23 protein-coding genes are annotated in these 25,642 nt (G+C 47.6%); 13 read left to right on the forward strand and 10 right to left on the reverse strand.

The features are described from left to right. The first annotated feature begins 93 nt into the window (after positions 1–93). On the forward strand, positions 94–2,541 hold the full coding sequence (locus tag BMZ54_RS12360; protein WP_089911345.1) for a S8 family serine peptidase: 2,448 nt from the start codon (positions 94–96) through the stop codon (positions 2,539–2,541). A gap of 138 nt (positions 2,542–2,679) precedes the next feature. On the opposite strand, the gene BMZ54_RS32930 is transcribed toward BMZ54_RS12360, so the two are convergent. Continuing rightward, complete coding sequence (locus BMZ54_RS32930) at positions 2,680–2,847, reverse strand: hypothetical protein (RefSeq protein ID WP_156093013.1); 168 nt, start codon at positions 2,845–2,847, stop codon at positions 2,680–2,682. A 60-nt stretch (positions 2,848–2,907) separates the two neighbouring features. On the opposite strand from BMZ54_RS32930, the gene BMZ54_RS12365 reads away from it, so the two are divergent. From BMZ54_RS12365 to BMZ54_RS12385, 5 genes are all read left to right on the forward strand, one after another. Further along, complete coding sequence (locus BMZ54_RS12365; RefSeq protein WP_089911348.1) at positions 2,908–3,981, forward strand: HTH domain-containing protein; 1,074 nt, start codon at positions 2,908–2,910, stop codon at positions 3,979–3,981. Positions 3,982–4,145: 164 nt separating this feature from the next. Beyond that, positions 4,146–4,469, forward strand: coding sequence for an ArsR/SmtB family transcription factor (locus BMZ54_RS12370; RefSeq protein WP_089911350.1), 324 nt, complete (start codon positions 4,146–4,148; stop codon positions 4,467–4,469). 3 nt (positions 4,470–4,472) lie between these two features. After that, positions 4,473–4,940 carry an SRPBCC domain-containing protein gene (locus BMZ54_RS12375; RefSeq protein ID WP_089911353.1) on the forward strand — a complete coding sequence of 156 codons (468 nt, stop codon included), beginning with the start codon at positions 4,473–4,475 and terminating at the stop codon, positions 4,938–4,940. 6 nt (positions 4,941–4,946) lie between these two features. Then, positions 4,947–5,354: a DoxX family protein gene (locus BMZ54_RS12380; RefSeq protein WP_089911356.1), complete on the forward strand. Its 408-nt coding sequence runs from the start codon at positions 4,947–4,949 to the stop codon at positions 5,352–5,354. 12 nt (positions 5,355–5,366) lie between these two features. After that, the gene (locus BMZ54_RS12385) at positions 5,367–5,924 is read left to right on the forward strand and encodes a DUF4256 domain-containing protein (RefSeq protein ID WP_089911359.1); all 558 of its coding nucleotides are present in this window, start codon (positions 5,367–5,369) and stop codon (positions 5,922–5,924) included. Here the strand turns inward: BMZ54_RS12385 and BMZ54_RS12390 are convergent, their stop codons facing one another. Then, positions 5,925–6,935 (reverse strand): hypothetical protein, encoded by a 1,011-nt coding sequence (locus BMZ54_RS12390; RefSeq protein WP_089911362.1) that lies wholly within the window; start codon positions 6,933–6,935, stop codon positions 5,925–5,927. A gap of 137 nt (positions 6,936–7,072) precedes the next feature. Between BMZ54_RS12390 and BMZ54_RS12395 the strand changes: the two genes are divergently transcribed. Next, positions 7,073–8,503, forward strand: coding sequence for an arylsulfatase (locus BMZ54_RS12395; RefSeq protein ID WP_238386565.1), 1,431 nt, complete (start codon positions 7,073–7,075; stop codon positions 8,501–8,503). Between the two features lie 4 nt (positions 8,504–8,507). On the opposite strand, the gene BMZ54_RS12400 is transcribed toward BMZ54_RS12395, so the two are convergent. From BMZ54_RS12400 to BMZ54_RS12415, 4 genes are all read right to left on the reverse strand, one after another. Continuing rightward, complete coding sequence (locus BMZ54_RS12400; protein WP_089911365.1) at positions 8,508–8,933, reverse strand: hypothetical protein; 426 nt, start codon at positions 8,931–8,933, stop codon at positions 8,508–8,510. A 183-nt stretch (positions 8,934–9,116) separates the two neighbouring features. Further along, the gene (locus BMZ54_RS12405) at positions 9,117–10,274 is read right to left on the reverse strand and encodes a BamA/TamA family outer membrane protein (RefSeq protein WP_089911368.1); all 1,158 of its coding nucleotides are present in this window, start codon (positions 10,272–10,274) and stop codon (positions 9,117–9,119) included. Positions 10,275–10,286: 12 nt separating this feature from the next. Next, on the reverse strand, positions 10,287–10,565 hold the full coding sequence (locus BMZ54_RS12410; RefSeq protein WP_089911371.1) for an Rdx family protein: 279 nt from the start codon (positions 10,563–10,565) through the stop codon (positions 10,287–10,289). Between the two features lie 171 nt (positions 10,566–10,736). After that, positions 10,737–11,969: a TCR/Tet family MFS transporter gene (locus tag BMZ54_RS12415; protein WP_089911374.1), complete on the reverse strand. Its 1,233-nt coding sequence runs from the start codon at positions 11,967–11,969 to the stop codon at positions 10,737–10,739. Positions 11,970–12,407: 438 nt separating this feature from the next. Here BMZ54_RS12415 and BMZ54_RS12420 point away from each other — a divergent pair, with 438 nt between their 5' ends. Further along, on the forward strand, positions 12,408–14,327 hold the full coding sequence (locus tag BMZ54_RS12420) for a tetratricopeptide repeat-containing sensor histidine kinase (protein WP_202909215.1): 1,920 nt from the start codon (positions 12,408–12,410) through the stop codon (positions 14,325–14,327). Between the two features lie 86 nt (positions 14,328–14,413). On the opposite strand, the gene ypfJ is transcribed toward BMZ54_RS12420, so the two are convergent. Beyond that, complete coding sequence (ypfJ, locus tag BMZ54_RS12425) at positions 14,414–15,268, reverse strand: KPN_02809 family neutral zinc metallopeptidase (protein WP_089911379.1); 855 nt, start codon at positions 15,266–15,268, stop codon at positions 14,414–14,416. 275 nt (positions 15,269–15,543) lie between these two features. On the opposite strand from ypfJ, the gene BMZ54_RS12430 reads away from it, so the two are divergent. The 5 genes from BMZ54_RS12430 (at position 15,544) to BMZ54_RS12450 (ending at position 22,279) form a co-directional block, all read left to right on the forward strand. After that, positions 15,544–16,503: an ATP-binding cassette domain-containing protein gene (locus tag BMZ54_RS12430; protein WP_202909216.1), complete on the forward strand. Its 960-nt coding sequence runs from the start codon at positions 15,544–15,546 to the stop codon at positions 16,501–16,503. A 162-nt stretch (positions 16,504–16,665) separates the two neighbouring features. After that, positions 16,666–17,427, forward strand: a complete 762-nt coding sequence (locus tag BMZ54_RS12435; RefSeq protein WP_089911382.1) for an ABC transporter permease — start codon at positions 16,666–16,668, stop codon at positions 17,425–17,427. A 202-nt stretch (positions 17,428–17,629) separates the two neighbouring features. Continuing rightward, a complete protein-coding gene (locus BMZ54_RS12440) occupies positions 17,630–18,631 on the forward strand; it encodes an NADP-dependent oxidoreductase (protein ID WP_089911975.1) in 1,002 nt (333 codons plus the stop codon). 232 nt (positions 18,632–18,863) lie between these two features. Beyond that, the gene (fdhD, locus tag BMZ54_RS12445) at positions 18,864–19,685 is read left to right on the forward strand and encodes a formate dehydrogenase accessory sulfurtransferase FdhD (RefSeq protein ID WP_089911386.1); all 822 of its coding nucleotides are present in this window, start codon (positions 18,864–18,866) and stop codon (positions 19,683–19,685) included. 293 nt (positions 19,686–19,978) lie between these two features. Next, positions 19,979–22,279: an FdhF/YdeP family oxidoreductase gene (locus BMZ54_RS12450; RefSeq protein WP_089911389.1), complete on the forward strand. Its 2,301-nt coding sequence runs from the start codon at positions 19,979–19,981 to the stop codon at positions 22,277–22,279. 125 nt (positions 22,280–22,404) lie between these two features. Here the strand turns inward: BMZ54_RS12450 and BMZ54_RS12455 are convergent, their stop codons facing one another. The 3 genes from BMZ54_RS12455 to BMZ54_RS12465 all read right to left on the reverse strand — a co-directional run bounded on the left by BMZ54_RS12455 (position 22,405) and on the right by BMZ54_RS12465 (position 25,487). After that, positions 22,405–24,246, reverse strand: coding sequence for a BamA/TamA family outer membrane protein (locus BMZ54_RS12455; protein WP_202909217.1), 1,842 nt, complete (start codon positions 24,244–24,246; stop codon positions 22,405–22,407). A 228-nt stretch (positions 24,247–24,474) separates the two neighbouring features. After that, a complete protein-coding gene (locus tag BMZ54_RS12460; protein ID WP_089911396.1) occupies positions 24,475–24,636 on the reverse strand; it encodes a DUF1328 family protein in 162 nt (53 codons plus the stop codon). 92 nt (positions 24,637–24,728) lie between these two features. Further along, a complete protein-coding gene (locus BMZ54_RS12465; protein WP_089911399.1) occupies positions 24,729–25,487 on the reverse strand; it encodes a DUF695 domain-containing protein in 759 nt (252 codons plus the stop codon). Between the last annotated feature and the right edge of the window lie 155 nt (positions 25,488–25,642).

Genomic DNA, 25,642 nt, shown 5'->3' on the forward strand with positions numbered 1-25,642 from the left:
TTAGTATTGTAAATCTCCTATAACCGGATCATTGCCCCACCAGCCTGTTGACCAGACTTTATGTAATCCTATTCACCCTCAAAAATCCCATTTATGCAAAACACTTTTACGGGTATCCTTTTAACCCTGGCCTGCCTCATTGCAAGCAATACAACTGCACAGCGGTATTTTAAAATGGAGCAGGGAAAGCAGGTTAATTTCCATGCATCTGATCAAAAATTTATTGCTCATACTTTGACCGCGCTTCCTAAAAATGCACCGGTAATGCTCAATAGCAGTATTACGATTGATTCGTCGAAAAGCCTGGGCAATACAGGGCTTACGCTGCTGCACATCAGTCACAGGGCCGCTATGGATGCCCGGCTGCTGCAGTCTGCAGGAAGGCAAAGCAAGCAGTTTGATTATATTACCCCGGTGCTGTTAACCGAAGATGGAAAGGAGATCGGGTCGCTGACAGACCGGATCATGGTTAAACTGAAAAGTGGCATCCGCGTAGGGCAGCTCAGTGAGCTGTTAAGTAAAATGAATGCCAGCATCGCCAGGCCATATGCGTTTGATAAAAATGTTTATTTCATTCAGCTTCCTAAAGACTCTGTGAATTATGGGCTTGAAATTTCCTACAGGTTGTTACAGACCGGATTGTTCCAATATGCGGAACCTGATTATTTATTGTTTGTGAAAGGAGCGACCAATGATCCTTTTTTTAATCAGCAATGGTCGCTGAACAACACAAGGCAACGCTGGGGAATAGCAGGCGATGATATAAAAGCAACTGCCGCCTGGGACATTACAACGGGATGCAGTAATATTCGCGTAGCCGTGTTGGATATAGGCGTTGACCTAACCCATCCGGACCTGCAGGCGAACTTATTACCGGGATTTGATGCAACAGGCGGAGGGAGTGCCGGTGGGCCCAACGGTGATAATATTTCACATGGCACCAACTGCACAGGAATTATTGGGGCAGTAGCTAATAATGGTATAGGAACAGTGGGAATTGCCTATAATTGCCGAATACTACCTGTGCGGATCTTTCAGGGAATACCCGGTCCTCCTGATAATGATATTGTAGCAACAGCTGCCTGGCTGGCTGGAGGAATAGACTGGGCCTGGCAGCAGGGAGCAGATGTGCTCAGCTGTTCCTGGAGCACAACAATAGGTCAGGCAGCTATTCAGCAGGCCATTAGCAATGCTGTTACACAAGGCCGTGGAGGCCGGGGGGCCATTATATGCGTAGCTACAGGAAATGATAACAGTGCAGCCATCAGCTTTCCGGCCGCTGATCCTGATGTAATTGCTGTAGGCGCTACCAGCCCTTGTGATCAGCGAAAATCACCCTCTTCCTGCGATGGGGAAAACTGGTGGGGCAGTAACTACGGTAGTGGGTTAGATGTAGTAGCACCTGGGGTGAAAATTTATACCACAGATCTGCAAGGCGCTAATGGTGATGATCCCAGTGACTACGATAGTATTTTTAACGGAACTTCCTCCGCAACCCCGCATGTGGCTGCTACTGCAGCCCTTATATTTTCGGTAAACCCCAATCTGACCGGTCTGCAGGCCCGCCGGATACTGGAGACAACGGTAGATAAAGTGGGCGGATATTCTTATACCGGAGTATTGGACCAGCTTAACGGAAACTGGAATAATGAAATGGGATATGGAAGGATCAATGCCTTTCAGGCCGTGTTAACAGCGGCTGGCGGCGGTATTACCGGCGCTGGTAGCAACTGTGGCGCTGCTACTTACAATATCTACAATCTGCCCGCTACTGCTGCCGGAACCACCTGGAGCATCAGCAATACATCCATTGCCAGCTTAGTTCCTAATGGCAATAGTGTTACCGTGAACACACTTAGCAGCGGTACCGTAACCTTATATGCGGATGTTGCCGTTACATGTGGTACCCCCATGCATTTTTCCAAAACGATCACTATTAACGCGGTAAATCCTCCCGTTCCACAATACACCTGGAGAGGTGACTGTCCGGGCACCAAAGGGTATTGCGCAAATTCCGGCACTTATTATGCCATCAACATTCCTCCCGGGGTTACTTATCAGTATTCTTACAATAATTCCACCTGGACCAGTACGTCCACTGCGCCGTATTTCCATGTTGCCTGTGATCAGAGCATAGATTTTTATGTGAGGGCTGTTGGATGTTCAGGCAATTTATCGCCTACTTATCACCAGCATGTTACTGCGCTTAGCGATAAAATATGCCACCCCGGTGGGGCGGTACGTATGGCAAATGACAGTATACCGTCACTTAAAGCAGCGGTTGTTACGGATACTATTGCTTTTAAAGTATATCCGGTTCCGGCTACGACTAATCTGAATGTTTCATTCAATAAGGCGTATTTAAAATCCATCAAAGCGGTAAAGATATTGAACATAGCAGGCGTAGTGATCCAACAATTTAACTATGGAGAAGGTATTTATACCACCAATATTAATGTGAGCAGGATAAAGCCAGGCATGTATATTATACAGGCGTTTGATGGTGTAGAATGGTTGAGCCGGAAGATCATTATTCAGTAAACGGGTATGTATAACTTTCCAGCAGTGAAACATTGCTGGAAAGTTATTTTTCTGAGAGGATGGAAGATGCTAATAAGCTGTGTGGTGAATCGGAGATGTAAGGAAGGGAGTGGAAATGAATGGGTTAAGTGGTTTTTGTTATTTAACATAATGTAAATTATAGGGTAAAATAGTTCCTGCACTGATGTAACATAGGTTACAGTTTTTCAGCCCACTTTGCGGAGTGCCGTTGCTACCATCATTTAATTTTCGCTGCATGCTTTTATCCGCTTTTGGCTTATTTTTTTTCATTGTGGAGATACGCATTTTCCCTATTTTAGAATTATTTAGTTTTATTACTAGTAATTTATTCTGTTTTGCAAGCATATGGCTAAAACCACTTTCTGGGATATTATAGAGAATACGATCGAAAAGGCAGGTGTACCGCTTTCTCCTAAAGAAATTTGGGAAAAGGCACATGAATTGGGCACTACAGGCGATTTTGTCACCACCGGCCAAACACCTTGGGCCACCATCGGCGCTTATTGTTATACCGATATTCAGCGTGCTGGCGATCATTCTACTGTTATACAAACCAGCGAACGTCCAGCACAGTTTTTCCTTAGAAGGTTGGTGCCACAGATCAATCTGGAAAAACTGCTGAAACAAAAAGATGCGGAAATCATCAAAAGGGAAAAAGCAGCGCTCAGAAAATTTCATGAGCGTGACCTACATGTCTTGCTGGTAGCCTATGCTTATGCCGATCCACATTTTAAGGCCAATATTAAAACCATATTTCACGAAAACTCGTTGAAAAAAAACGCCAAAGGGCAAAATGAGTGGTTACATCCCGATATGGTAGGTGTTTATTTCCCTTTTACAGATTATAAGTCCGAAACGCTTGATATCCAAAACCACTTGTCCATCAGCTCCATTAAGCTATTTTCTTTTGAGCTGAAGGCACATGTCAATTTCCTGAACCTGAGGCATGCCTATTTTCAGGCGGTTTCCAATTCAAGCTGGGCCAATGAAGGCTACATTGTTACCTTAGACCTCGACGATGACCCTGCTTTAAAAGATGAGATCGGTCGGCTGAATAATGCCTTTGGTATTGGTCTCATCAAATTAAACGCAGAGAATATTTATGAAAGCGAGATCCTTTTTCCCGCCCGCATCAAACCGACCATAGATTGGGACACGGTAAACCGGCTGGTAACTGAAAATAAAGATTTCAGTAATTTTTTAAAGCTGGTCACCGAAGATTGTAAGCTGGGCAAAGTAAAGAGCGAATACGATAAAGTATTGAGCCCTGAAGAGCTTGCCCGGCATATAAAAGACAAAGAAATAAAACACAACGGCAGCGCCGCTGTTCGCATAGCTACTCGCAAACAAACTAAAGCAGACCCGAATTTAAAAATTGATAATGGTCAAATAAAAAATAACAAGAGAAGAACTATGTAAAACATAACAAAAGAAGGATCATTTGGCTATAATAAAATATTTTTTTAAGAAGCCCACCTAGCTATTTTTAGACGTACCATTAAAGCTTCTTTTGCCCCTCCCCCCAAACAAAAATTTGCGTAGTTAAATAACTACACATATATTTGTAGTCAAATAGCTACATAATGAACCTCAGACGAGACGTATTCCAGGCCATCGCTGATCCTACAAGAAGGACTATCCTCCTGCTGGTAGCCTCACAAGCCATGACAGCCGGCGCTATTGCCTCCAACTTCGATACCGCACGCCCAACCGTTTCAAAACATTTGCAAATACTTACTGAGTGCGAATTACTGGAGCAAAAACAAAACGGCCGGGAAATTTACTATTACATCAATGCTAAGAAAATGAAAGAAGTAGCCGACTTTATTGAACCATTCCGCAAAATGTGGGATGACCGCTTTAATAAGCTGGAAAACATCATGAAAGCCTACAAACCGAAAAAATAGAGTATGGAACAAAAGACAAAGATCAATGCCGAAGAAGGCAAGCAGGATCTGGTGATCACAAGGGAATTTGAGCTGCCATTGGAATTGCTTTTTAAAGCGTATGAAGACCCCGAAATTGTTGAGCAATGGATGGGAACAAAAGTGCTGAAGCTTGAAAACAAAAATCATGGCAGCTGGCGCTTTGAAACAAGTAATGAGAAGGCAAATATGGTATTTCAGCTCAGTGGAGTGATCCATGAGTTTAGCCCGAATCAGCGGATCATCCGGACCTTTGAAATGGATAATGTGCCTTTTGGCGTTCAGCTTGAGTTCCTGGAGTTTGAAAAGCTCACTGACGACACCAGCAAGCTCACTATGCATATAATATACAGATCCGCTGCAATCAGAGACGAGGTACTAAAGCTCCCCTTCACTTATGGAATAAATATGGCGCATAACCAGTTGGAAAAAGTCCTAAGCAAACTAAAATAATATCCCATGACCAGAAGAAATAAAATTATCTATTGGATCGCTACCATCTGGCTTTCTTTAGGAATGCTATCAACCGGAATGGTACAATTACTCAGGATGAAAGCGGAAGGCGCCGTGGCACCGCCCGGAGTTGATGGTATTGTACGCTTAGGCTACCCGGTCTATTTTCTAACCATACTGGGCGCCTGGAAAATTCTGGGAGTTATAGCGATACTTATTCCTAAATTTCCTTTGCTAAAGGAATGGGCGTATGCAGGCTTTTTCTTCATCATGTCAGGAGCGATATTTTCACATATCGGATCAGGTAGTTCCATGAATGAAATATTCCCCTCATTGCTGCTCCTGGTCCTGACGGTGGTATCCTGGTATTTCAGGCCTGCAGATAGAAAGATCATTCCCGCTATTCAACAGTGATAATATAAACGTATGAAAAAGAAGCTGTCATCAGAGCAGCATGAAAAACTGCTCAAATTATTAAAGACCCGTTTTGAGAAGCACATGAACCGCCATAAAGGGCTGGATTGGGCTAAAATACAGGCAAAGCTGGAAGCCAATCCTGAAAAGCTTTGGTCGCTCAATGAAATGGAAAATACCGGCGGTGAACCGGATGTTGTTGATTATGATAAAAAAACGGGCGAATACATTTTTTATGATTGTTCAGCAGAAAGTCCTAAAGGCCGCAGAAGCCTTTGTTACGACTGTGAAGCGCTGGAAGCAAGGAAAGAATTTAAGCCGGAAGATAACGCCATTGATATGGCTGCAGCCATCGGTATTGAGCTCTTAACAGAAGAACAATACCGGCAGCTGCAGCAGCTTGGAAACTTCGATACTAAAACATCGAGCTGGGTGAAAACACCTGCTGAGATCAGGAAACATGGTGGCGCCATCTTTTGTGATCGCCGCTATGACCATGTTTTCATGTATCATAACGGTGCGTCCTCTTATTATGCTGCCCGGGGATTCCGTGGCGCACTAAGGGTTTAATTAAAACCGCCACCTCACTCCTGCATTGGCACCAAGCCCGCCGATATTGATATAAGATTTAAAATCATTTGCGGGCTTGTTATCATCCTTATAGGTTGTTTTAGCCCCGCTTTTCCCGGTGGGCGTATTGGAATTCTGATCGATGGTGGTTACATATTCTGTATTCCTTTCAGCGGTTGTAAGATCATTTAAACTGCGTTGCTGTGTGCTGATAACCTGGTTGGTGGCCAGGTTCACCACATTTGTTTTTTCGTCGTACACAGTAACCTCTTTCTTTTTACTTTTTGCAGGCACATTGCGGTATTCCGCTTCTACAAAAACATCCAGCCGGGAACATACGGGCATGGATACACCCAGCGCGCCCTGGAATCCCAGGGTAATGTTGGGATGCACTTCTTCCTCGCGGTGAATGGTTGTTTGCGCCACAACACCTGTACTTACCGGCGTGCTGGTTTGCGCGTCTGTTTCAATATGCAGGCGGCCCCAGTAAGGCACTACCAGCCCAAACCGCACATACGGGTTTATTTTTTCATAACCCGGGCTGATCACAACACTGGGTGCAAAGTCCAGCGCATTGGCATAACCATGCGACTCAATACTACCTGCTACCTGGCCGCTGCCCTGTACAGTAGTGAGCTGCCGAGTCATAAGATTCTTTTTGCTGTGGTAGTAATTAAAAGCTGCTTCTACTGAAACATACTTGCTGAAAAACCAGCCGAAAGTAATACCTCCCCTGGCGCCGGCGCCATAAGAGCCGGTAAGCACTTTGTCCGATACTACCGTACTGGCGCCTGTGGCCGGGTTATAGGTGCTGCGCACATCATGCGGTGCATAAGGACCTACATCCGGGAACTGACCGGGAAATACACTAAAAAAATAACCGCCGCTAACTTTCAGGTAAAATTCGGAAGAAGGCACAACGTTGTAATCCTTTTTTACATCCTGGGCTAATAACGGGTTCAAACAGGTTATCGTAGACATAACCGTGAAAAGCAAAATAATGCGCTTCATAAGATATTGTTTTGGTTAACTCATAACATGGCCGTATTGGAAGTTAACGATTATACGTTGCAAAATCAAAAATTTAATGTGTATATTGTCTACCTGAGTAGTAGACTATATTAAACATAGCAATCTTTACAACCACTATGCAAACGGATACCCAACCCAAACGGGCGCTGCGCCTGGTTTTGCTGGCCATGATCTTTTTCGCTCAAACTGCAGCTGCACAGCAGCCGTCTAACGGACACAAGCGTACGAATATCATTTTTATTATTGCAGATGACCTGGGTTATGGTAACCTGTCGTGTTATAATCCAACCAGCCGTTTTCCCACACCTAATATTGATGGTCTGGCTGCACAGGGCACCCGGTTTACACAATTTTACGCCGGCAGCCCGGTGTGCGCCCCCTCCCGCTGTGCATTAATGACCGGCTACCACATGGGGCATGCCTATATACGCGGTAATGCCAACCAGCACCTGCGCCCGGAAGATACTACGCTGGCGCAGCGCCTGCAGGCTAACGGATATGCCACCGGTATGTTTGGTAAATGGGGATTGGGTGAAGAGAACGATAGCGGGGCGCCACAGTTCAAAGGTTTCGATGAATTTTTTGGTTACCTGAACCAAACACATGCGCATCATTACTTCACGGATCATTTATTTGAGCTGAAGAATAAACAGCTGAAACAGGTGGCCACCGACTCCCAGTACAGCCATGACCTGATCATGGCGCATGCGCTGGATTTTGTACGTGCGCATAAAGACGGTCCTTTCTTTTTATTTCTGCCGGTAACTATTCCGCATGCAGAGCTGCTGCTGCCCAAACAATATCTGCAGCCTTTCCTGAATGCGGATGGCAGCAGCAAATTTGCGCCGGAAACGCCATTTGTTCAAACGGGTAAGGGAACCTATCATAGCCAGCCGCAGCCGCATGCAGCCTTTGCTGCCATGGTAACCAAGCTGGATTCCGATGTTGGACGTCTGATGCAGCTATTGAAAGAATTAAACCTGGAAGATGATACCTATGTTTTCTTTACCAGCGATAATGGCCCGCATAAGGAAGGCGGTGCAGACCCGGAGTATTTCAACAGCAACGGTCCGTTGCGGGGTATTAAGCGGGATGTGTATGAAGGCGGTATTCGTGTGCCCATGATCGTAAGGGCGCCGGGTAAAGTGCCGGCCGGCCGCACCAGCAGCCAGGTATGGGCTTTCTGGGATGTGCTGCCTACGCTTTGCGGGTTAACGAACACCGCTGCACCCGGCAATATAGACGGTTTATCTTTTGCTGCGGCCATCCAGGGAAAACCACAGGAGCAACAGCATGATCACCTGTTCTGGCAGTTCAATGAAGGACAATTAAAACAAGCCGTATTAAAGGATAACTGGAAGCTGGTGCGGTTCAAGAAAAAGGATCAGCCGGAAGTGTTGGAGCTATACAATATTAGTAAGGATATTGGCGAAAAGCATAACCTGGCAGCTCAATACCCGGACCGGGTGAAGGCTTTGCAGGTGTTGCTTAAAGCGTCTGTGTCGCCGGCGCAAAATGCAGCTTTTGACTGGTCGGATCTTCAATGAGTAGTTATGCCTTTTTCATTGTCCAGGTGCCAAAGAAAGCCAGTTCATGGGAAAAACCATCGCCATCTATATATTGCCGCGTAATTTCCCATTTGCCCACAAACAGGTCCGCTTCAAAAAAGCCGCTGTAATGTACTTCATGTGAGGGCACGGAAGGTACATGGGTAACCTCGTTATTTTCTTCCGTGTACCAGAAATGATCATATCGTTTCAGGAAGCTGATGAAATTTCCTTCCATAAAGCCTTCTATAATGGCTGGATTGGCGGCGCCCCCACCCTTTTCATCATCAATGCAATGACCTTTTACCAGGCCATCCTTCACTTCCATAGCTATGCTGAAAGCTACGCAGATGTCCCGCCGGTCCTGAAAATAATTTTCTTCGTACGTGTACTCCCCTTCCCAGTTTCCGGAAAAAAATAGATCACTCATGGTCCCAACGTATTAGCAATACGAATATGCTAAAATAATTTTCCCGGAGCAACTGATTTGATTATTTTTTCTATCGTGCTTAACGCTGATCAAAGCGGATTATAAATGCGGAATATTGATTGCCGATGTTTCGCAATCAGTGCAGTACAAGGGCATTCGGCGTTAGGCCTTCAGCGTTCCGCCTTAAAACGCTTCTGCCAGTGACAAATACAAGCCGGACTGCCGGGGTTCGCCAGGCCGTTTTTCGCCCCAGCCGTAATCCATACGGATGGTTAAGCGGGCGCTTTCATCGTAGAACCAACGGCCGCCAATACCATAGTTAGGTTTAAAGCTGCCAAAATCAAAATTATGATTGTTAAATACGGAGCCGGTACCGCCAAAGGCCACCAGCGCAAACTTGGGCTGCATATGTACAAACCAGATGTTGATGGGGATCTTTGGATCCCAGAAATAACGGTACTCCGCCTGGAAAGCCAGGTAATTCTGATCCCGGTAACGGCCGGCATAGTAGCCGCGCATCAGCAGGTCATTACCCATTTCAGATAAGAGGTAGAATGGTATCTGGCTGCCCTGCACCGTACTATAATTAATATTTAAAGCAAGGGTGCTTTTACGGGAGATGGGTATGAAATGTTTACCCTGGGCTTCTATCTTCCACAAAGCGCGGGTGCTGAAAATATCGGGCGCATAAGCTACGTTTAGCCGTGCCCAGGAGCCGTGAGTGGTGTAGTTCTGGTTATCGCGGTTATCGTAAATACCGGTGAGGCCAATGAAGGTGTAGTAGCCGCCGGATTTATCCACCAGCGCCAGCCCGGGGTAAATGCCCTTACTGTCTTTTGAATCATAGGTATCATGCTGGTATAACAGCGAAGCACCGGCATAAAAGTGGCCGCCAATGCGCCGCTCCCCTTCCAGCTGCAACTTATAACGTTTGTTGTTCAGCAGGGATTGATCTGCCTTATGAGTGGTATCGCCAATGCCATAAAAGTAGATGGGATAATCGTGGTAACGCAGGTTACTTTTAAAATGCCATAGATTGGCATGCGTCCAGATATCTGTTTTCAGGTCTATCTTCCACTGCTTTTTGGTAGTAATGGAAGGTATGAGGTTAATGGTGGAGTTACGTGTAAGCGGATCCGGATGTTTGTTATCTGTATAAAAGGAATACAACATGGCTGCACCTATTTCCAGTCCCTTTTCCTGGGAGTAACCCGCTACCGGCAGCGGGAAAAAGCTGTGGCGGCGGATGATGGTGTCCTTAAGCACATAGGGCGTGTCCTGCGCTGCTGCTCCCATAACGGATAGCAGCAGTATAACGATAACGGTTAGTCTTTTTTGCATGCTGATTGTTTACTACTTCCTGTCTGAATGGCCCAGGCTTTTACCGGGAGCCACTTTGTCACGTACCATCTGCTTTAATTCCTTGATCTCCGGGAAATGTCCCAGCTCCTTTCTATCCAGCAGCTTTTCATCTGCTATATAAATAATAAAGCTGCCTGCCACTTCGCTCGGGCGTAATGTAACGCCACCCAATTCGTCGGCGAACGTTGTCAGCAATTCCTGTGCCATCCAGGCGGAACGCATCAGCCATCCGCACTTTGGGCAGTATTCTATTGTGATAATTGGTTTCATTGTAATTAATAATTAAGAATGAATAATTAATAATGAATAATTAATAATGATGGATGATGCAGTACAAGCAATTGAAGTACTAAATTATTGATTGTTAATGTGGTGTTTGCAACACAAAGAACTAAATTATTGAATATTAACGCAGTACTAACAATACGAAGTACTTATTAATTATTCATTTTTAATTGTACGGCGGTCGTGCGCTTCCAGGGATGGGCGGCATAAAAATAAGGCGGTTAATGTAAGGATGGCGCCGGCTACGAAAGGCATGCCCGGGAAATAAACCTTTGCGGTTGGTTTGGAGAACCAGGCAAACAGGTTGGTCATAATAGGCGGGCCTATTACAGCGGTAAGGCTCATTAAGCTGGTAAGCGCGCCTTGCAGCTCGCCCTGTTCTGTGGGCGGCACTTCGCTGGAAATCACGCCCTGCAAAGCCGGGCCGCAAATACCCCCCAGGCAGTACGGCACCAGGAAGGCAAACATCATCCAGCCTTTATTGGCAAAGCCAAATAGCAGCATGCCGAAAGTATAAAGCAACAGGCCCAGGTAAATAGACCATTTCTGTCCCAGTTTGGGAATCGTCCACCGGATCAGCACTCCCTGCACAACACCTACCAGCAGGCCTACAAAGCCCAGGGAGTAACCTACCCAGGTTTCGTTCCAGCCAAATTTGAACATGGTATAATAGCTCCAGGTACTTTGTACGGCATGTGCAGCTATATAGATCAGGATCATGGAGGCTATTAAACCGGTTATCACCGGGTAGCGGAACAGGTGCCAGAGGGAGCCTACCGGGTTAGCGCGCTGCCAGCTGAAGGCGCGGCGGTTTTCCGGCAATAACGATTCCGGCAGTATGAAATAGCCATAGAGTACATTCATGAACGTTAGCGCGGCTGCTGCCAGGAAAGGCGCGCGGGGACCCCAGTGGCTGAAAAGCCCGCCAATTACCGGTCCTATAATAAAGCCCATACCAAATGCAGCGCCTACCAGGCCAAAGTTCTGCGCTCTTTTTTCGGGAGGGCTTACATCTGCAATGTATGCCGTGGCCGTGGTAAAACTGGCGCCGGTAGCGCCGGCAATTACACGTCCTAAGAACAGCCAGCCAATAGTGGGTGCAAAAGCCAGGAACAGGTAGTCAAACCCAAACCCCAGCAGCGCCAGTAATAATACGGGGCGCCTGCCATAACGGTCGCTTAGCCCGCCTACAATGGGAGAGCAAAAGAACTGTGTAATGGCAAATGCAAATAATAGCCAGCCGCCGTATTGGGAAGCTTCGCTCAGGCCTTTACCGGTAAGGTGCTCAATAAGCTTGGGCATTACGGGAATGATGATACCAAAACCGATAACATCAATCAGCACGGTTACAAAAATGAACCCCAGGGCGGAATTCCGTTTAACTGTCATGTGGCGGAAAAATTTGGGCGCAAGATATTTAATTAATAATGAACAATGAATAATGAATAATCGGGCACTGCGTATTGCATGTATTTCGTGTTAATAATCTTACCAATCAATAATTTAGTGCTTCGCATTGCAAATACCATATTAACAATCAATAACTTAATAATTCAATTACCCGTACTTCATCATCCTTTATTATTAATTATTCATTCTTAATTATTAATTATACCAGCTATACAATAAAGGCCGCCGGTGGTCCATTTATTTTTGATTCCTGGGCTTTTAGCCGTATTTTTATTCGATGAATGGTTATAAGCCATTAATAACCATTGCTTTGGGGCCTTTTGTTGATTAACTACCGGGACATACATGAGAGTACAGTTTTTCCTATACCTGGTACTTACCTGTATTTTTTCTTTTCGGGTAAACCTGGGTTTTACGATGCCACCAACTAACCCTGCCGACAGCCTGCAGCAAGCATTGTATACGCATGCGCAAAGGGATACGGTAAGGGTACAGCTATTGAACAAACTGGGCCGGGTATATTTTACCAGCGACCCGGGAAAGACAACGCTCTATGCTACAGAAGCCTTGCGCCTGAGCGATAGCCTGCAATATGTGGAAGGCACCATACTGGCTACCCGCAACCTTGCGCTGGTAGAAAATACCAGGGGTAACCTGGATAAGCAAATGGACATGACCCTCTCTGCACTGCGACTGGCTGAAAAGAACGGCCAGCTGCATATGACGGGCATTCTCAATAACGACATTGGTAATATATTAATAGAGCAGAACAATCCTGTACAGGCCCTACCCTATCTGAAGCACTCTTTAAAAATAAAGAAGCAGCTCAATGAACAGACGGAGATTGCCAAAACGCTGAATAACATTGGCTCCTGCTATATGCAGCTGCAAAAGCTGGATTCTGCGCTCTACTTTCTGCGTGAGTCAGAACGCCTGAAGCTTAGCATGGGCAATACGCAGGGACTGGGTTTTACCTATGAAAATATGGGGCTCATCTACATGCAGAAAGGCGAGTACGAAACCTCCCAGCAATACCTGGAAAAATCCATGGGTTATTATAAGGCCGCTGAAAACCAGGCGGGCATTGGTAAAACATGGCTCAACCTGGCTAAGGTAAATACCCTGCTGCAGCATTATGCCATTGCTGCCGGCCAGCTGGAAGAAGCTGCCCGTGTGAATGTTAGCCAGAAGAATGCGAAGAATGAAATGATCTATTACCAGTACCTGGCGCAGCTGGATTCTTCACGGGGCGATTATATTACGGCCCTGCGGCATTACAATACCTACACATCCCTGAAGGAAAAATATTTTGCAGTAGAAAAGGCGTTGTCCATTGCCAATACCCGCGAAAAATATGAATCTGAAAAACGGCAGCGGGAAAACCATTTGCTGAAAGCCGCGCAGCAAATACACCTTTCCACCATTCACCAGCAGCGTATACTGGTAGCGGTCTGCGCGTTCTTATTACTAATCCTGCTTGTGATCACGGTGATGCTGTACCGCTTATACAAACGGCAGCAGGAGCTGTACCGGCAGCTGAATAGTAAGAACGAAGAAGTTTCGCAGCAGAACCGTATTATCATGGAGCAGAATGTGAAGCTGGGCAGCTTAAACCAGGTGAAGGACAAGATCTTCTCTGTGATCTCGCATGACCTGCGCTCTCCCCTGGCCATCCTGGAAGGCATGCTGTTCCTGCTGCGTGACCGGAAAATGTCAACAGAGGAGTTCCGCACCTTTGCGGATGATTTATGGCGCGATATGAAAAATACTGCCTACATGATGGATAACCTGCTGAACTGGGCCAGCTCGCAGATGAAGGGCATCCGCATCAAACCCGATGAATTTGAATTTACCGGGATGGTAAGGCGGGAAATTGAATTGCTGCAATCTCTGGCGCGGCAGAAAGAGGTAACCCTTACCCATCATTTACAACAGCCGGTAACGGTATTTGCTGATCCGGATATGATGAAGCTGGTGCTGCGTAACCTGATCAGCAATGCCATTAAATTCACGCCCGGCGGCGGAAATATTGAGGTGCTGGCGCATATTAAAGGTACCTACCTGGAAATATGTGTGCAGGATAACGGTGTTGGCATACCGGATAAAGATCAGCATAAAGTATTCTCCAATATTTATTATTCCATGCCCGGTACTCGTCATGAAAAAGGCTGTGGGCTGGGGCTGCCGCTTTCCAAAGATTTTGTGGAGCTGAATAAAGGCGCCATCTGGTTCCACAGCGAGCCAGGGGTTACCAGCTTTTGTTTTACGATCCCTTTATCTGAGGAAGATGCTAACCAGCAGGGACATTTAGCGCGGAAGAAGAAGCTGATCTCATAATAAGATGCTGAAATGTTTATAAAAAAAGAGGCTGCATTCTTGCCTTGAGATGCAGCCTCTTTGTTGTGTATAAATCAGTACATTAATTAATTCTCGCTAAACGTATCCCCCTGTTTAATATCCCCGGTTTCAAAACCTTTTTTAAACCAGTACATTCTTTGGGCAGATGTGCCGTGGGTAAAGGCATCGGGTACTACCCTGCCCTGGGTGGCCTGCTGCAGCTTATCATCCCCTACTGCGCTGGCGGCGTTAAGCGCTTCTTCAATATCCCCGGCCTCCAGTATGGTATCCATCTTCTGTGCGTGGTTGGCCCATACACCGGCCAGGAAATCGGCCTGCAGCTCCAGCTTCACAGATAATTTATTGTATTCCTTTTCGCTCATACGCTGGCGCATGGACTGCACTTTGGCGCTGATGCCCAGCAGGTTCTGTACGTGGTGGCCTACTTCGTGTGCAATTACATAGGCCATGGCAAAATCGCCTACCACGTTAAAACGCTCCTGCATTTCGTTGAAGAAGGAAAGGTCCAGGTATACCTTATCATCTGCCGGGCAGTAAAAAGGCCCCATGGCAGATTGGGCAAAACCGCAGCCGCTTTCTGTAGCATCACTGAAGAGCACCATTTTAGGCGGAGTGTAGGATTTGTTCATCTGGCTGAATTGTTCGGTCCATACATCCTCCGTATAGGCAAGCACGGTAGATGCAAAACGAGAGGTTTCGTCGCTGCCCCTGGTTACCTGTTCTGCAGGCTGGCTGGCGCCACCGCCCTGTTGTTGTACCTGTTGCAGCACCTGCTGCGGGTCTTTGTTAAATAAGAGCGCCAGCACTATAATAATAATGCCGCCAATACCGCCCCCTATACCTACGGTACGCATACCGCCACCGCCACTGCCACGGCGGTCTTCCACATTATCGCTTAAACGTTTGTTTTGCCAACGCATATGATGTTTTTTAAGTAACAGATCTGCTGCCTGTAAGGTACTATTTTCCCTTTGGCGACGGAGTGAATTTAAATTAAATTTATAAAGCGGTTACTTCCAAAATCGCGCCGTATTGTTTTCATGAAGTTCCGGTAGATAAAACCCCGGCACTACCCTGCTCCCTGTTAACCTTCCCAATTCCCCCTTTCACCGGTGTTTCTACCGCCGGTAACCGAAAGTGTATTTCCCCCCGCCTGCCTGCTGCCTAGTTTTGAGGCAGATAAAACCTCCGTTATATGGAACATATTGTGCTAACCAATGGATTGAAAAAGAGCTTTAAGACGCAGGGCAAAACAGTAGAAGCGGTACGCGGCGTGGACCTGGCCGTGCGCAGAGGCGAGGTCTTTGGTTTCCTGGGGCCTAATGGCGCCGGTAAAACCACTACCCTGCGCATGCTTACCACCCTGCTTACCCCCGATGCCGGGGAAGCTACCCTGGCAGGCTGCGACCTGCTGAAACATCCGCAGCGGCTGCGCGAGCGCATCGGGTATGTAAGCCAGGCCGGTGGCAGCGACCGTGGCATGAGCGCCTGGGAAAACCTGGTGCTGCAGGGCCGTTTATTTGGTATGAACCGGCATAATGCTGCCGCGCAAGCCAAAGCGCTGATCCTGGCCTTTGACCTGGAAGCTATTGTCGACCGTAAGGCCGCTACTTACTCCGGCGGACAACGCCGCCGCCTGGATGTAGCCCTGGGCATGATGCACCGCCCGCAGCTGCTGTTCCTGGATGAACCCACCACCGGCTTAGACCCGCAGAACAGGGCCCGTCTGTGGGAAGAAGTAAGGCGCCTGCGCGATAGCGGCGTTACCATTTTCCTAACCACCCACTATTTAGATGAAGCTGATGCGCTGGCGGACCGTATTGCAATTATGGACCAGGGAAAAATAGAAGCAGAAGGATCGCCCCGGGAGCTGAAAAAACAAATAGCCGGCGATGTAGTGCTGCTGGGCCTTTCGGCCGACGGTGCGCATAATGAAAAAGCGCTGGAGCTGTTCAGTACCCAGCCTTATGTACGCGAAGCCAGTTATGAGCAGGGGCACTTACGGTTATATGTACACGAAGGCGAGGCAACACTGCCGGAAATACTCCGTTTACTGGATCATGCGCAGATAGGTTTGAAAACCATCTCTCTCTCCCAGCCTACCCTAGACGATGTATTCCTGCGGCAAACTGGCCGCTCCCTGCAGGAAGCGTAGAAGGTCCATGGTCCATAGTCGATGGTTGACAGTCCATAGTCGATGGTCCATGGAATTTTACAAGAAGCAGGGCTGCGGGTATCGCCCGTTACGAAATACAAATAATTACAAGCATATGCCATGGACCATTGACTATGGACCATGGACTAAAAAACACACACCATGTCATTCTTCTCCAATCTCCAGCTATATTATGTACGCAAGGTAAAAGAGTCCCTGCATAACCCGGGATTCCTGTTCATGGCAGTAGGTACGCCTTTAATGTACCTGTTATTGTTTGCGCCTATGTTACAGCATTTCACAGGCATGCCGGGTTTTACCAGCGGTAGTGTGCTGAACGTATTCCTGCCCGGCGTGGTAGTAGTAATAGCCGTATATGGCGGCCTGTATGTGGGCTTTGGTTTGGTGGATGAGATTAGACAGGGTATTATTGAACGTTTCCGGGTAACGCCTACCAGCCGGCTGGCGCTGCTGCTGGGCAGTGTGCTGCGGGATGTAAGCGGGGTGCTGGTGCAAACGCTGCTGATCACTTTAATGGCTATACCTTTCGGGTTAAAGGTGTACTGGGGTGGGTTTATAATTGTGATGATATTACTGGCTATTATTAGCGCTTTATTTGCCGCTTTCTCCTATGCGCTGGCATTACGCCTGAAAAGTGAGGATGCCATAGCGCCAATTATACAGGGTATTTCCTTACCCATTATGTTGCTGGCCGGTTTTCTGTTACCAATGGAAATGGCCCCGCACTGGCTGCAGGTAGCAGCGCACTTTAACCCGGTATATTATGCGGTAGAAGCTTCCCGGGCGCTGATAGGCGGGCAGGTGAACACCCCGGTGGTGTTCCAGGCTTTTGCGGTGCTGCTGCCGGTAATGGCGCTGGTTTTCTGGTGGGCGATCCGTTCTTATAAGACGGCTGTGGCATAGATTGTGAGCATAAAGCGGAAAGCATATAAGGCAAAAAGTAAAAAGCAAAAATTAAAAAGGATTAGCGGGGATAAGGGAAAAAGTAAAAGGAAAAAAGTAACGATTAGCGCGAATAAAGCAAAACTATCCGCACTAATGATCCGCTGCATTCAGCTTTATGCTTTATGCTTTTCGCTTTATGCTTTCAGCTAAAACCACACTTATGTCAGTTAAACAGATCGTACTAGCGGCGCGGCCATCCGGTATGCCGGATGCTTCGGTTTTTAGAACAGAAAATGTTGAATTACCGCCCCTGCAGGCCGGCCAGGTACATATCAGGGGATTGTACTTTTCAGTAGATCCGTATATGCGTGGCCGTATGAATGATGCACCTTCCTATATTCCGCCATTCCAGCTCAATGCTCCCATAGAAGGCGCTGTGGTGGCCGAAGTGCTGGAAAGCCAGGTAATGGGCTACAATCCCGGCGATCTTATAACGGGCGGCCTGCTGCCCTGGGCTATGGAAGCCATTGTGTCTGCAGAAGCCATCAAACCCATTGACACACAAAGCATACCTCCCAGTTATTACCTGGGGGTGCTGGGATCAGCAGGGGTAACCGCCTATTGCGGACTGGTGATCATTGGCCGGCCCAAAGCTGGGGAAACAGTGGTTGTATCCGGTGCAGCAGGAGCCGTAGGATTGGTGGTTGGCCAGATCGCTAAAATAATGGGCTGCCGGGTAATAGGCATTGCAGGATCGGAGGAAAAGATCCGGCAGCTGAAAACGGAGTTCGGTTTTGATGAAGCCATTAATTATAAAACCACCCCTGATATGGGCGCGGCACTGGCTAAGGCCTGCCCTAAAGGCATAGATATTTACTTTGACAATGTAGGCGGCACGACTACGGATGCGGTGTTTCCCCTGCTTAACTTCCAGGCCCGGGTACCGGTATGCGGACAGATCTCCAGCTATAATGATACCGCTACCCCACCCGGTCCGCGCATACTGCCACAAGTGGTAAAACGCAGTATCCTGATACAGGGATTCCTGGTGCGCTATATGAAGGAATACCATGCGGAGGCGGCGCTGCACCTAACCCAATGGCTAAAAGAAAATAAGCTGAAGTTTGCAGAAACCGTGGTGGAAGGTTTTGACCGCCTGCCGGAAGCATGGCTGGGACTGTTTTCCGGTCAAAATATGGGTAAGATGATTGTTAAAGCGTAAAGCTGAAAGCATAAAGGGATTGGCGGGGATGAGGGAAAAGTAAAAAGGTAAAAAGCAAAAATTAAAAAGGATTAGCAGATATGAAGTAAAAAGCAAAAGGCAAAACCATCTGCACTCATAATCCGCTGCATTCGGCGTTCAGCATTCGGCATTCAGCTTTATGCTTTCACCTTTCGCCTTTCAGCTTTACGCTTTATGCTTTCACCTTTCAGCTTTTCCGTACCTTTAACACATGCAGCAACACGCCGTATCATACACCCGGATCAAAAAGATCCATAACACAACCATTACGGATGAGGAAGATGTACTGGCCGCCGAAGAACCGCTGGAAATAAGGCTGGTACATGGTATGGAGCATGAACGGCAGCAGCAGAATATTACAGTTACCATGCGTACACCAGGGCAGGACCAGGATCTGGCCACCGGTTTTTTATTTACAGAAGGCATTATTCAGTCGGCCGCTGACATTGCTAACCTGCAACCCCATGGATCCATTATTACTGTTACACTGCAACCGCATGTACAACCGGTGCTGCAGCCCATGCAGCGCAACTTCTTTTCTAACTCCGGCTGCGGGGTATGCGGCAAATCAGATATTGATTCCATATTCACCAACGTACAAAACGATAATAACGGAACAGCACTAACGTTTCCGGCTGCACGCTTATTGGAGCTGCCGGACAGCATACGTACACAGCAAAAGTTGTTTGAAGATACGGGGGGCATACATGCCGCTGCCTTGTTCAATGCAAGGGGTGAATTACTATTGATAAAGGAAGATATTGGCCGGCATAATGCCGTGGATAAGCTGATAGGCGCTGCTTTGCTGGCCGGTGATATTCAATTATCCCGCTGCCTGATGCTGTTAAGCGGGCGTGCAGGTTTTGAATTGATCCAGAAAGCCGCTATGGCTGCCATTCCTATTATTGCGGCTGTGGGCGCCCCATCCAGCATGGCTGTTAAAATGGCGGAAGAATGGAATATTACGTTAATTGGTTTTTTAAGGCAGCAACGCTGCAATATTTATACGAGGGCGGAAAGAATTGTTTTATAAGCCGAAAGCGTAAAGCAGAAAGCATAAAGGGATTGACGCGGATAAAGTAAAAAGTAAAAGTCAAAAAGCAAAAATTAAAAGGACTGGTGCGGGAAGGATAAAGCAAAAGTTAAAAAGTAAAAATTAAAAAGGAATTGATGCGGATGGATTGAGCGGCTGCAGATTAATTTTAACAAACGAACAGCGGCAACTTAAATAAATAGGAAAGCAGGTAGCAAATAAAAGTCATTCGCTCCAATGAACCGCTGCATTCAGCTTTATGCTTTGCGCTTTATGCTTTAAAACACAACTACATGAGCTCTGAAAAAATACCCGCTGCAGAAGCCCCGGCGCATTTTACCGGGTTAAAATTAGGCAAGATTAAAACCGTGGCTGCCGGTATACCGGCAGTAATGATCAGTGCACAGCACATCTTAAAAGAAGCGGGCGCGCTGCGGGGTATGAAGGCCCTGCTGAAGCTGAACCAAAAGGATGGTTTTGACTGTCCAAGCTGCGCCTGGCCCGACCCGGACGATGACCGCTCCTCTGTTGCCGAGTATTGTGAGAACGGCGCCAAGGCCGTTGCAGAAGAAGCTACGCTCAAAAAGTTAACGCCTGATTTTTTTGCCGCCAATGCGGTAGCCGACCTGGCCGACCTTTCAGACTATGAGATCGGGAAAAAAGGCCGCATTGCACAGCCTATGTACCTGCCTTCCGGCGGAACGCATTACAAACCCATTTCCTGGGAAACAGCCTTTCAGAAAATAGCCAATCATCTCAACGCGTTGGCATCGCCGGACGAAGCCATCTTTTACACCTCCGGGCGTACCAGCAATGAAGCGGCTTTTCTGTACCAGCTGATGGTGCGGGAATACGGCACCAACAACATGCCCGACTGTTCCAATATGTGCCACGAATCCAGCGGGGTGGCCCTGGGCGAATCGCTGGGTATTGGCAAAGGTTCTGTTACACTGGAAGATATTTATAAGGCGGAGGTGATCATTATACTGGGGCAAAACCCAGGCACCAACCACCCGCGTATGCTAAGCGCCCTGCAAAAGGCCAAAGCCAACGGGGCTACCATTATAGCCGTAAACCCCTTGCCGGAAGCTGGTTTAATGAACTTCCTGAACCCGCAAACGGTAAAAGGTTTTCTGAGCATTAAAACACACCTGGCCGATCTTTTCCTGCAGGTACGCATTAACGGGGATATGGCTTTAATAAAGGCCCTGGCCCTGCTGCTGCTGGAAGCGGAAGCTGAGCAGCCAGATACGGTGCTGGACCATCACTTTATTGCCAAACATACCCATGGCTATGAGCATTATGTACAAAACTTACAACAATATACTGTAGCTGAGCTGGCAGGGGATTGTGGCGTACCGGTAGCGCAGATCCAGGCGGCCGCAAAAGTGCTGGCGCGGAAAAAGAACATAGTGGCCTGCTGGGCCATGGGCCTTACCCAGCATAAAAATGCGGTAGATACTATTAAGGAGGTGGTGAACCTGCTGCTGATGAAAGGCAGTATTGGCAAACCCGGCGCAGGCACCTGCCCCGTACGCGGGCACAGCAATGTGCAGGGCGACCGTACCATGGGCATTTTTGAACAACCCTCTCCTGCCCTGCTGCAGCGCCTGCAGGATGTGTATGGGTTTATACCGCCCCAGCATCACGGGTTTGATACCGTACACTCCATACGTGCCATGCTGGAAGGGCGCGCTAAAGTATTTATGGCCATGGGCGGCAACTTCCTTTCTGCCACACCGGATACCAACCTGACGGCACAGGCCCTGCGTAACTGCAGGCTTACGGTACATGTATCTACAAAACTGAACCGCAGCCATTTAGTGCACGGCCAGGAAGCGCTGATACTGCCCTGCCTGGGCCGTACAGATATAGATATGATCAGCGGGGAACGGCAATTTGTGACCTGTGAAAACTCCATGGGCGTAATACAAATGTCCAAGGGGAATCTGGAACCGGTGTCTGACGAGCTGCTGAGCGAACCGGTGATCATTTGCCGTTTGGCCAAAGCCTTGCTGGAAGATCGTTCTAAAGTGAGCTGGGATGTGTATGAACAGCACTACGATCATATCCGGAACGACATTGAAAAGGTGATCCCCGGCTTTGATAACTACAATGAACGGGTACGCCATCCCGGCGGATTCTATTTACCCAATACGGCCCGGGAAGGCCGTTTTAATATCCTGGGCAGCGGGAAGGCGCATTTTAGCGTGGCTAACATCAGTCCCCTGTCGCTGGCGCCAGATGAATACGTGATGATGACCATCCGCAGCCATGACCAGTTTAACACCACTATTTACGGCCTGGATGACCGCTACCGTGGTGTATACAATGAACGCCGTGTGATCCTCATGAATGAGAAAGATATTCAGCGCGCCGGTTTAAAAGCCGGTGATGTTGTGGACCTTATTAATGAGGATGACGGGCAGCGCCGGATAGCGCACCGCTTTATTGTAGTAGCGTATAATATCCCGGAAAGGAACACCGCCACTTATTTCCCGGAAACCAATGTGCTGGTGCCTTTGAGCAGTGTAGCGGAGAAGAGTAATACGCCCGTTTCCAAAATGGTGATCATAAAAGTGCAGAAAGCGTAAAGCAGAAAGCATAAAGCCGAAAGCATAAAGCATAAAGCATAAAGGGATCGGCGGGATAGTAGAGAAACCATCCGCACTAATGAACCGCTGCATTGAGCTTTATGCTTTATGCTTTGCGCTTTCAGCTACCGGAACGATAAAAAGCCCGGTGCCCGCAGCACAGAGATATCAAACCTGAAATCTACAATAGTAGTGATCTCATAATAGAAAGACTTTACCGGCGCCGGCGCATCCGGCATATAATAGGCGGCCAGGCGGAAGGTGTTCAGGGCCAGGTTCTCATTACGGATGCGTACCCCCGCACCCACAGCGCTATGCAGCGGGTTCTTAAAAATGGCATTATTTTTCTCCGTGATCTGCGCCAGCTGCAGATAGGTAGAGAAATTAAACTTGAAGCCCAGCAATTTCAGCGGGCTGTAGTACACGGTTTCAGAGCGCACGTTCAGGCGCTGGTAGCCATTGATCCTGGAATTACGATACCCCCAGATACCCACATCCAGGTTTACACTCAGCGGTTTATAGAAAAAGTTATTGGGGTTGGCCAGGAAATCTACCGTTACAAACTGGCGCAGCTTGCCCCATTTGAAGTTGAACAGGTTGCTGTAGTACTCCATGTTGGCATGTATAATAGCATCTTCAGAGGACCCTCTTTGCCAGAAGGAACCTACTGCAAATGTGGTATTGAACAGCCCCTCATGTTTGGTAACCCAGAACTTGTGCAGCTCCAGCGCAGTGTAAAATCGCTTGCGGCTTCGCCAGCTTTCCCACCCGGATGATATGGATGCGTTATACCCCAGCGGAATATCTTCCGTTCTGCCAAATCCAAAGAAATAGTGCGCCTTAAAGAAATCCTGCCGGAATACGGCCAGCTGCCCCAGGTAATAACGGCGATCGTTATACACCGGGTCATACTTAAAGATCTCCTGTCCGGGATTCCGGTGGAAAAAGAGGTTGTAATGCCGTGCAAGCAAGGCTACATTCGGCTTTTTACCAGGATCCTGGCCGTTCTTTCCCGGGTTAATAAAGTTGTACCCCACCCAGGCATCTATTACGCTGTAACGGTAGTCGCGATACAGGGAATCCGGCAGGTTACGGTAATTAATGGAATAACTGCGCGACAGGTATAACCCTCCTATAAGGCTGGCGCTGGTACGGTACAGGGGACGGTTCAGGTTAATAAAATATGCACCTTCAAACACCCCCGTATCAATAGCTGCCGGCGTATAGTCATTGAGGGTAGTATAGCCTACAGAAGCATCCACAAACGAGCCTGCCACGTTATACTTGGTATATGTGAGGGCTGCGCCCCAGGGCGGGGAGCGGTCGTTGCGCCACATGGTAGTAATATCCACCCCCTGCCCGGCACCCAGCAGGTTGTTATTGGAAACGCCGCCCCGGAAAGCCGTTTGGGTTATTTCCCGCAGGTCGGCGCCATATTCAAAAAGGTCTTTTGTTACCACCAGCAGGTCCACAGAATCCGGCGAGGCGCCGGTATTTATGATGTACACCCGCGCATCCTGTATAAACGGGCGGTTACGCAGGTAACGTTCATTATCTGCCATGGTATACGGATCAATGGTATCATTTTCCCGGAAAAAGAGGGATTGCCGGATCACCCATTCGGCAGTATTAATGTGCAGGCGGTTGGCAAATTTCAGCAGCTTCATACCGCTGCGGAAAGCGGTATCATTAATGTTGCGGGGGCCAAATACATTTACCTGCCGGTAATAAATATCGCGTACCACCTTTCCACTGTAAGGAGTAAAATATTTTTCACTTTTTATAAGGGTACTGTCGGAGCCCGCGGGTTCCGGCACATTTTGCCGGGTAATGCGGCGTACCAGCGAATCGCGGTAATTTTTATTACGGATGGAGTCCCGGTATTGGGCAATGCGTTTGAATATCGTATTCCGGCGGGGCTGGGGCGTGGTATCGGCTTCCTGCGGAACTCCAAAAGCCGGCTTCATTCCCCCCTGCACTATGTGTGGCTGCAGCAAATAGCAACAGCAGATTAACCAATATATTTTAATAAATCTTCCCAATCTTTTCAGACAGCTTAAACGCGTGTAACAGTTCTTATGTGTAATGTATTAAAAAAAGAAGAAACGGAAAAAAGGAAAATCATGAAAGGATTGTTATCCTTTGTGATTTGTTTTCCTTTTTTCCGTTCCGTTTAATTTTTTCGGTCCCCTTATTTACCTCCTCAGTAATCCTGATAACAGGGATACAAGGAATAATACCACAAAAATGAAGAAGAGTATTTTGGCTATGGATGCAGCACCGGCTGCTATTCCGCCAAATCCGAAAATTGCTGCGATAATGGCAACAATAAAGAAGATAAGTGCCCAGCGTAACATAAGCTAATAGTTTTAAGTTAATAATGGTACGGATACAATTATCATTCCAAGCGTGCCAAATCGGTTAGCGGGTAAGGCGGTTTAAGCAGCCATTATTTTACGATCACGGTTTCCCAGCCGTCGTAGCGGGCATTCATTTCGCGGGCCAGCTCCCACAGGTACATGACTACCTGGTCTATGCGCTGGTCGGTGGTTTTATCTTCACGGGAAATATGCAGTACAAAAGGGTAGTCTTTTTCGCTGCTGCGGCTGTTCTTCTCTATACGGAAGCCGTCTTTTTTTACATGCTGCCAGTACCGGTCACGTTCCTCCTCCCGGCTAAAATAGATCCAGTGGTCAATGGGTCTTTCCATCTCCCCGATATCCCCATGTTTCTGGAGCATACGCATCACTTTACGGTTCTGGATGCGTTGAAATTCCTGCACATCCGGCAGTAAAAAATCAAAATACAGCTCCCAGGTCCGGTCTTCCTGTACCCCAAAATCGTAGCGGTAATTGGGGAAATTAATCATCACATCGGAAATGGCCTTATCGTGCAGCAGGGTATTACCGGTATAAAAGTAAAAGTCGCGCACGCCATTGGAAATGGTACGGCCCACAAAATAGGCATTCAGCTTTTCTTCCAGCTGCTCTACCAGGCTGTCCTCTATTTCGCCCAGGGTAGCAAATTCATCCCCTTGCGGAAAACCATCGGAACGGGGATGGTTCAGGTATACTGATATAAATATAGCATGCGGTTTATCTTTCAGCGGGGCAAAACGGCGCAGGTCAAGATCCAGCCCAATAATGGCCGGGCTATCTTCAATAGCGCAGGTATATATATCCCAGTCAGGTTGGTAATCGCGGTGCATATGGGTACTAGTTAGGCGTGTGGCAAAGGTACGAAGTTTGAGAAATGATGCAGGATATAAGGCATTGGATGTGGAAAATTCTTACCCTTACCATTCATCATAAAACGGGTTTAACGCCCTGGATTCCTATTACTTTTATGGGCGGAGATTAAAGC

Source organism: Chitinophaga rupis, from assembly GCF_900109685.1.
In the GTDB taxonomy this organism is placed as follows: Bacteria; Bacteroidota; Bacteroidia; order Chitinophagales; family Chitinophagaceae; genus Chitinophaga; species Chitinophaga rupis.

Coding starts and splice junctions, on each gene's coding strand:
- BMZ54_RS12380 (WP_089911356.1), top strand. CDS start 4,947: ATGACCAGAAGAAATAAAATTATCTATTGGATCGCTACCATCTGGCTT.
- BMZ54_RS12455 (WP_202909217.1), bottom strand. CDS start 24,246: ATGAAGCCGGCTTTTGGAGTTCCGCAGGAAGCCGATACCACGCCCCAG.
- BMZ54_RS12370 (WP_089911350.1), top strand. CDS start 4,146: ATGAACCTCAGACGAGACGTATTCCAGGCCATCGCTGATCCTACAAGA.
- BMZ54_RS12420 (WP_202909215.1), top strand. CDS start 12,408: ATGCCACCAACTAACCCTGCCGACAGCCTGCAGCAAGCATTGTATACG.
- BMZ54_RS12400 (WP_089911365.1), bottom strand. CDS start 8,933: ATGAGTGATCTATTTTTTTCCGGAAACTGGGAAGGGGAGTACACGTAC.
- BMZ54_RS12405 (WP_089911368.1), bottom strand. CDS start 10,274: ATGCAAAAAAGACTAACCGTTATCGTTATACTGCTGCTATCCGTTATG.
- fdhD (WP_089911386.1), top strand. CDS start 18,864: ATGCAGCAACACGCCGTATCATACACCCGGATCAAAAAGATCCATAAC.
- BMZ54_RS12365 (WP_089911348.1), top strand. CDS start 2,908: ATGGCTAAAACCACTTTCTGGGATATTATAGAGAATACGATCGAAAAG.
- BMZ54_RS12375 (WP_089911353.1), top strand. CDS start 4,473: ATGGAACAAAAGACAAAGATCAATGCCGAAGAAGGCAAGCAGGATCTG.
- BMZ54_RS12360 (WP_089911345.1), top strand. CDS start 94: ATGCAAAACACTTTTACGGGTATCCTTTTAACCCTGGCCTGCCTCATT.
- BMZ54_RS12460 (WP_089911396.1), bottom strand. CDS start 24,636: ATGTTACGCTGGGCACTTATCTTCTTTATTGTTGCCATTATCGCAGCA.
- BMZ54_RS12465 (WP_089911399.1), bottom strand. CDS start 25,487: ATGCACCGCGATTACCAACCTGACTGGGATATATATACCTGCGCTATT.
- BMZ54_RS12390 (WP_089911362.1), bottom strand. CDS start 6,935: ATGAAGCGCATTATTTTGCTTTTCACGGTTATGTCTACGATAACCTGT.
- BMZ54_RS12435 (WP_089911382.1), top strand. CDS start 16,666: ATGTCATTCTTCTCCAATCTCCAGCTATATTATGTACGCAAGGTAAAA.
- BMZ54_RS32930 (WP_156093013.1), bottom strand. CDS start 2,847: ATGCGTATCTCCACAATGAAAAAAAATAAGCCAAAAGCGGATAAAAGC.
- BMZ54_RS12385 (WP_089911359.1), top strand. CDS start 5,367: ATGAAAAAGAAGCTGTCATCAGAGCAGCATGAAAAACTGCTCAAATTA.
- BMZ54_RS12410 (WP_089911371.1), bottom strand. CDS start 10,565: ATGAAACCAATTATCACAATAGAATACTGCCCAAAGTGCGGATGGCTG.
- BMZ54_RS12430 (WP_202909216.1), top strand. CDS start 15,544: ATGGAACATATTGTGCTAACCAATGGATTGAAAAAGAGCTTTAAGACG.
- BMZ54_RS12450 (WP_089911389.1), top strand. CDS start 19,979: ATGAGCTCTGAAAAAATACCCGCTGCAGAAGCCCCGGCGCATTTTACC.
- BMZ54_RS12415 (WP_089911374.1), bottom strand. CDS start 11,969: ATGACAGTTAAACGGAATTCCGCCCTGGGGTTCATTTTTGTAACCGTG.
- BMZ54_RS12440 (WP_089911975.1), top strand. CDS start 17,630: ATGTCAGTTAAACAGATCGTACTAGCGGCGCGGCCATCCGGTATGCCG.
- BMZ54_RS12395 (WP_238386565.1), top strand. CDS start 7,073: ATGCAAACGGATACCCAACCCAAACGGGCGCTGCGCCTGGTTTTGCTG.
- ypfJ (WP_089911379.1), bottom strand. CDS start 15,268: ATGCGTTGGCAAAACAAACGTTTAAGCGATAATGTGGAAGACCGCCGT.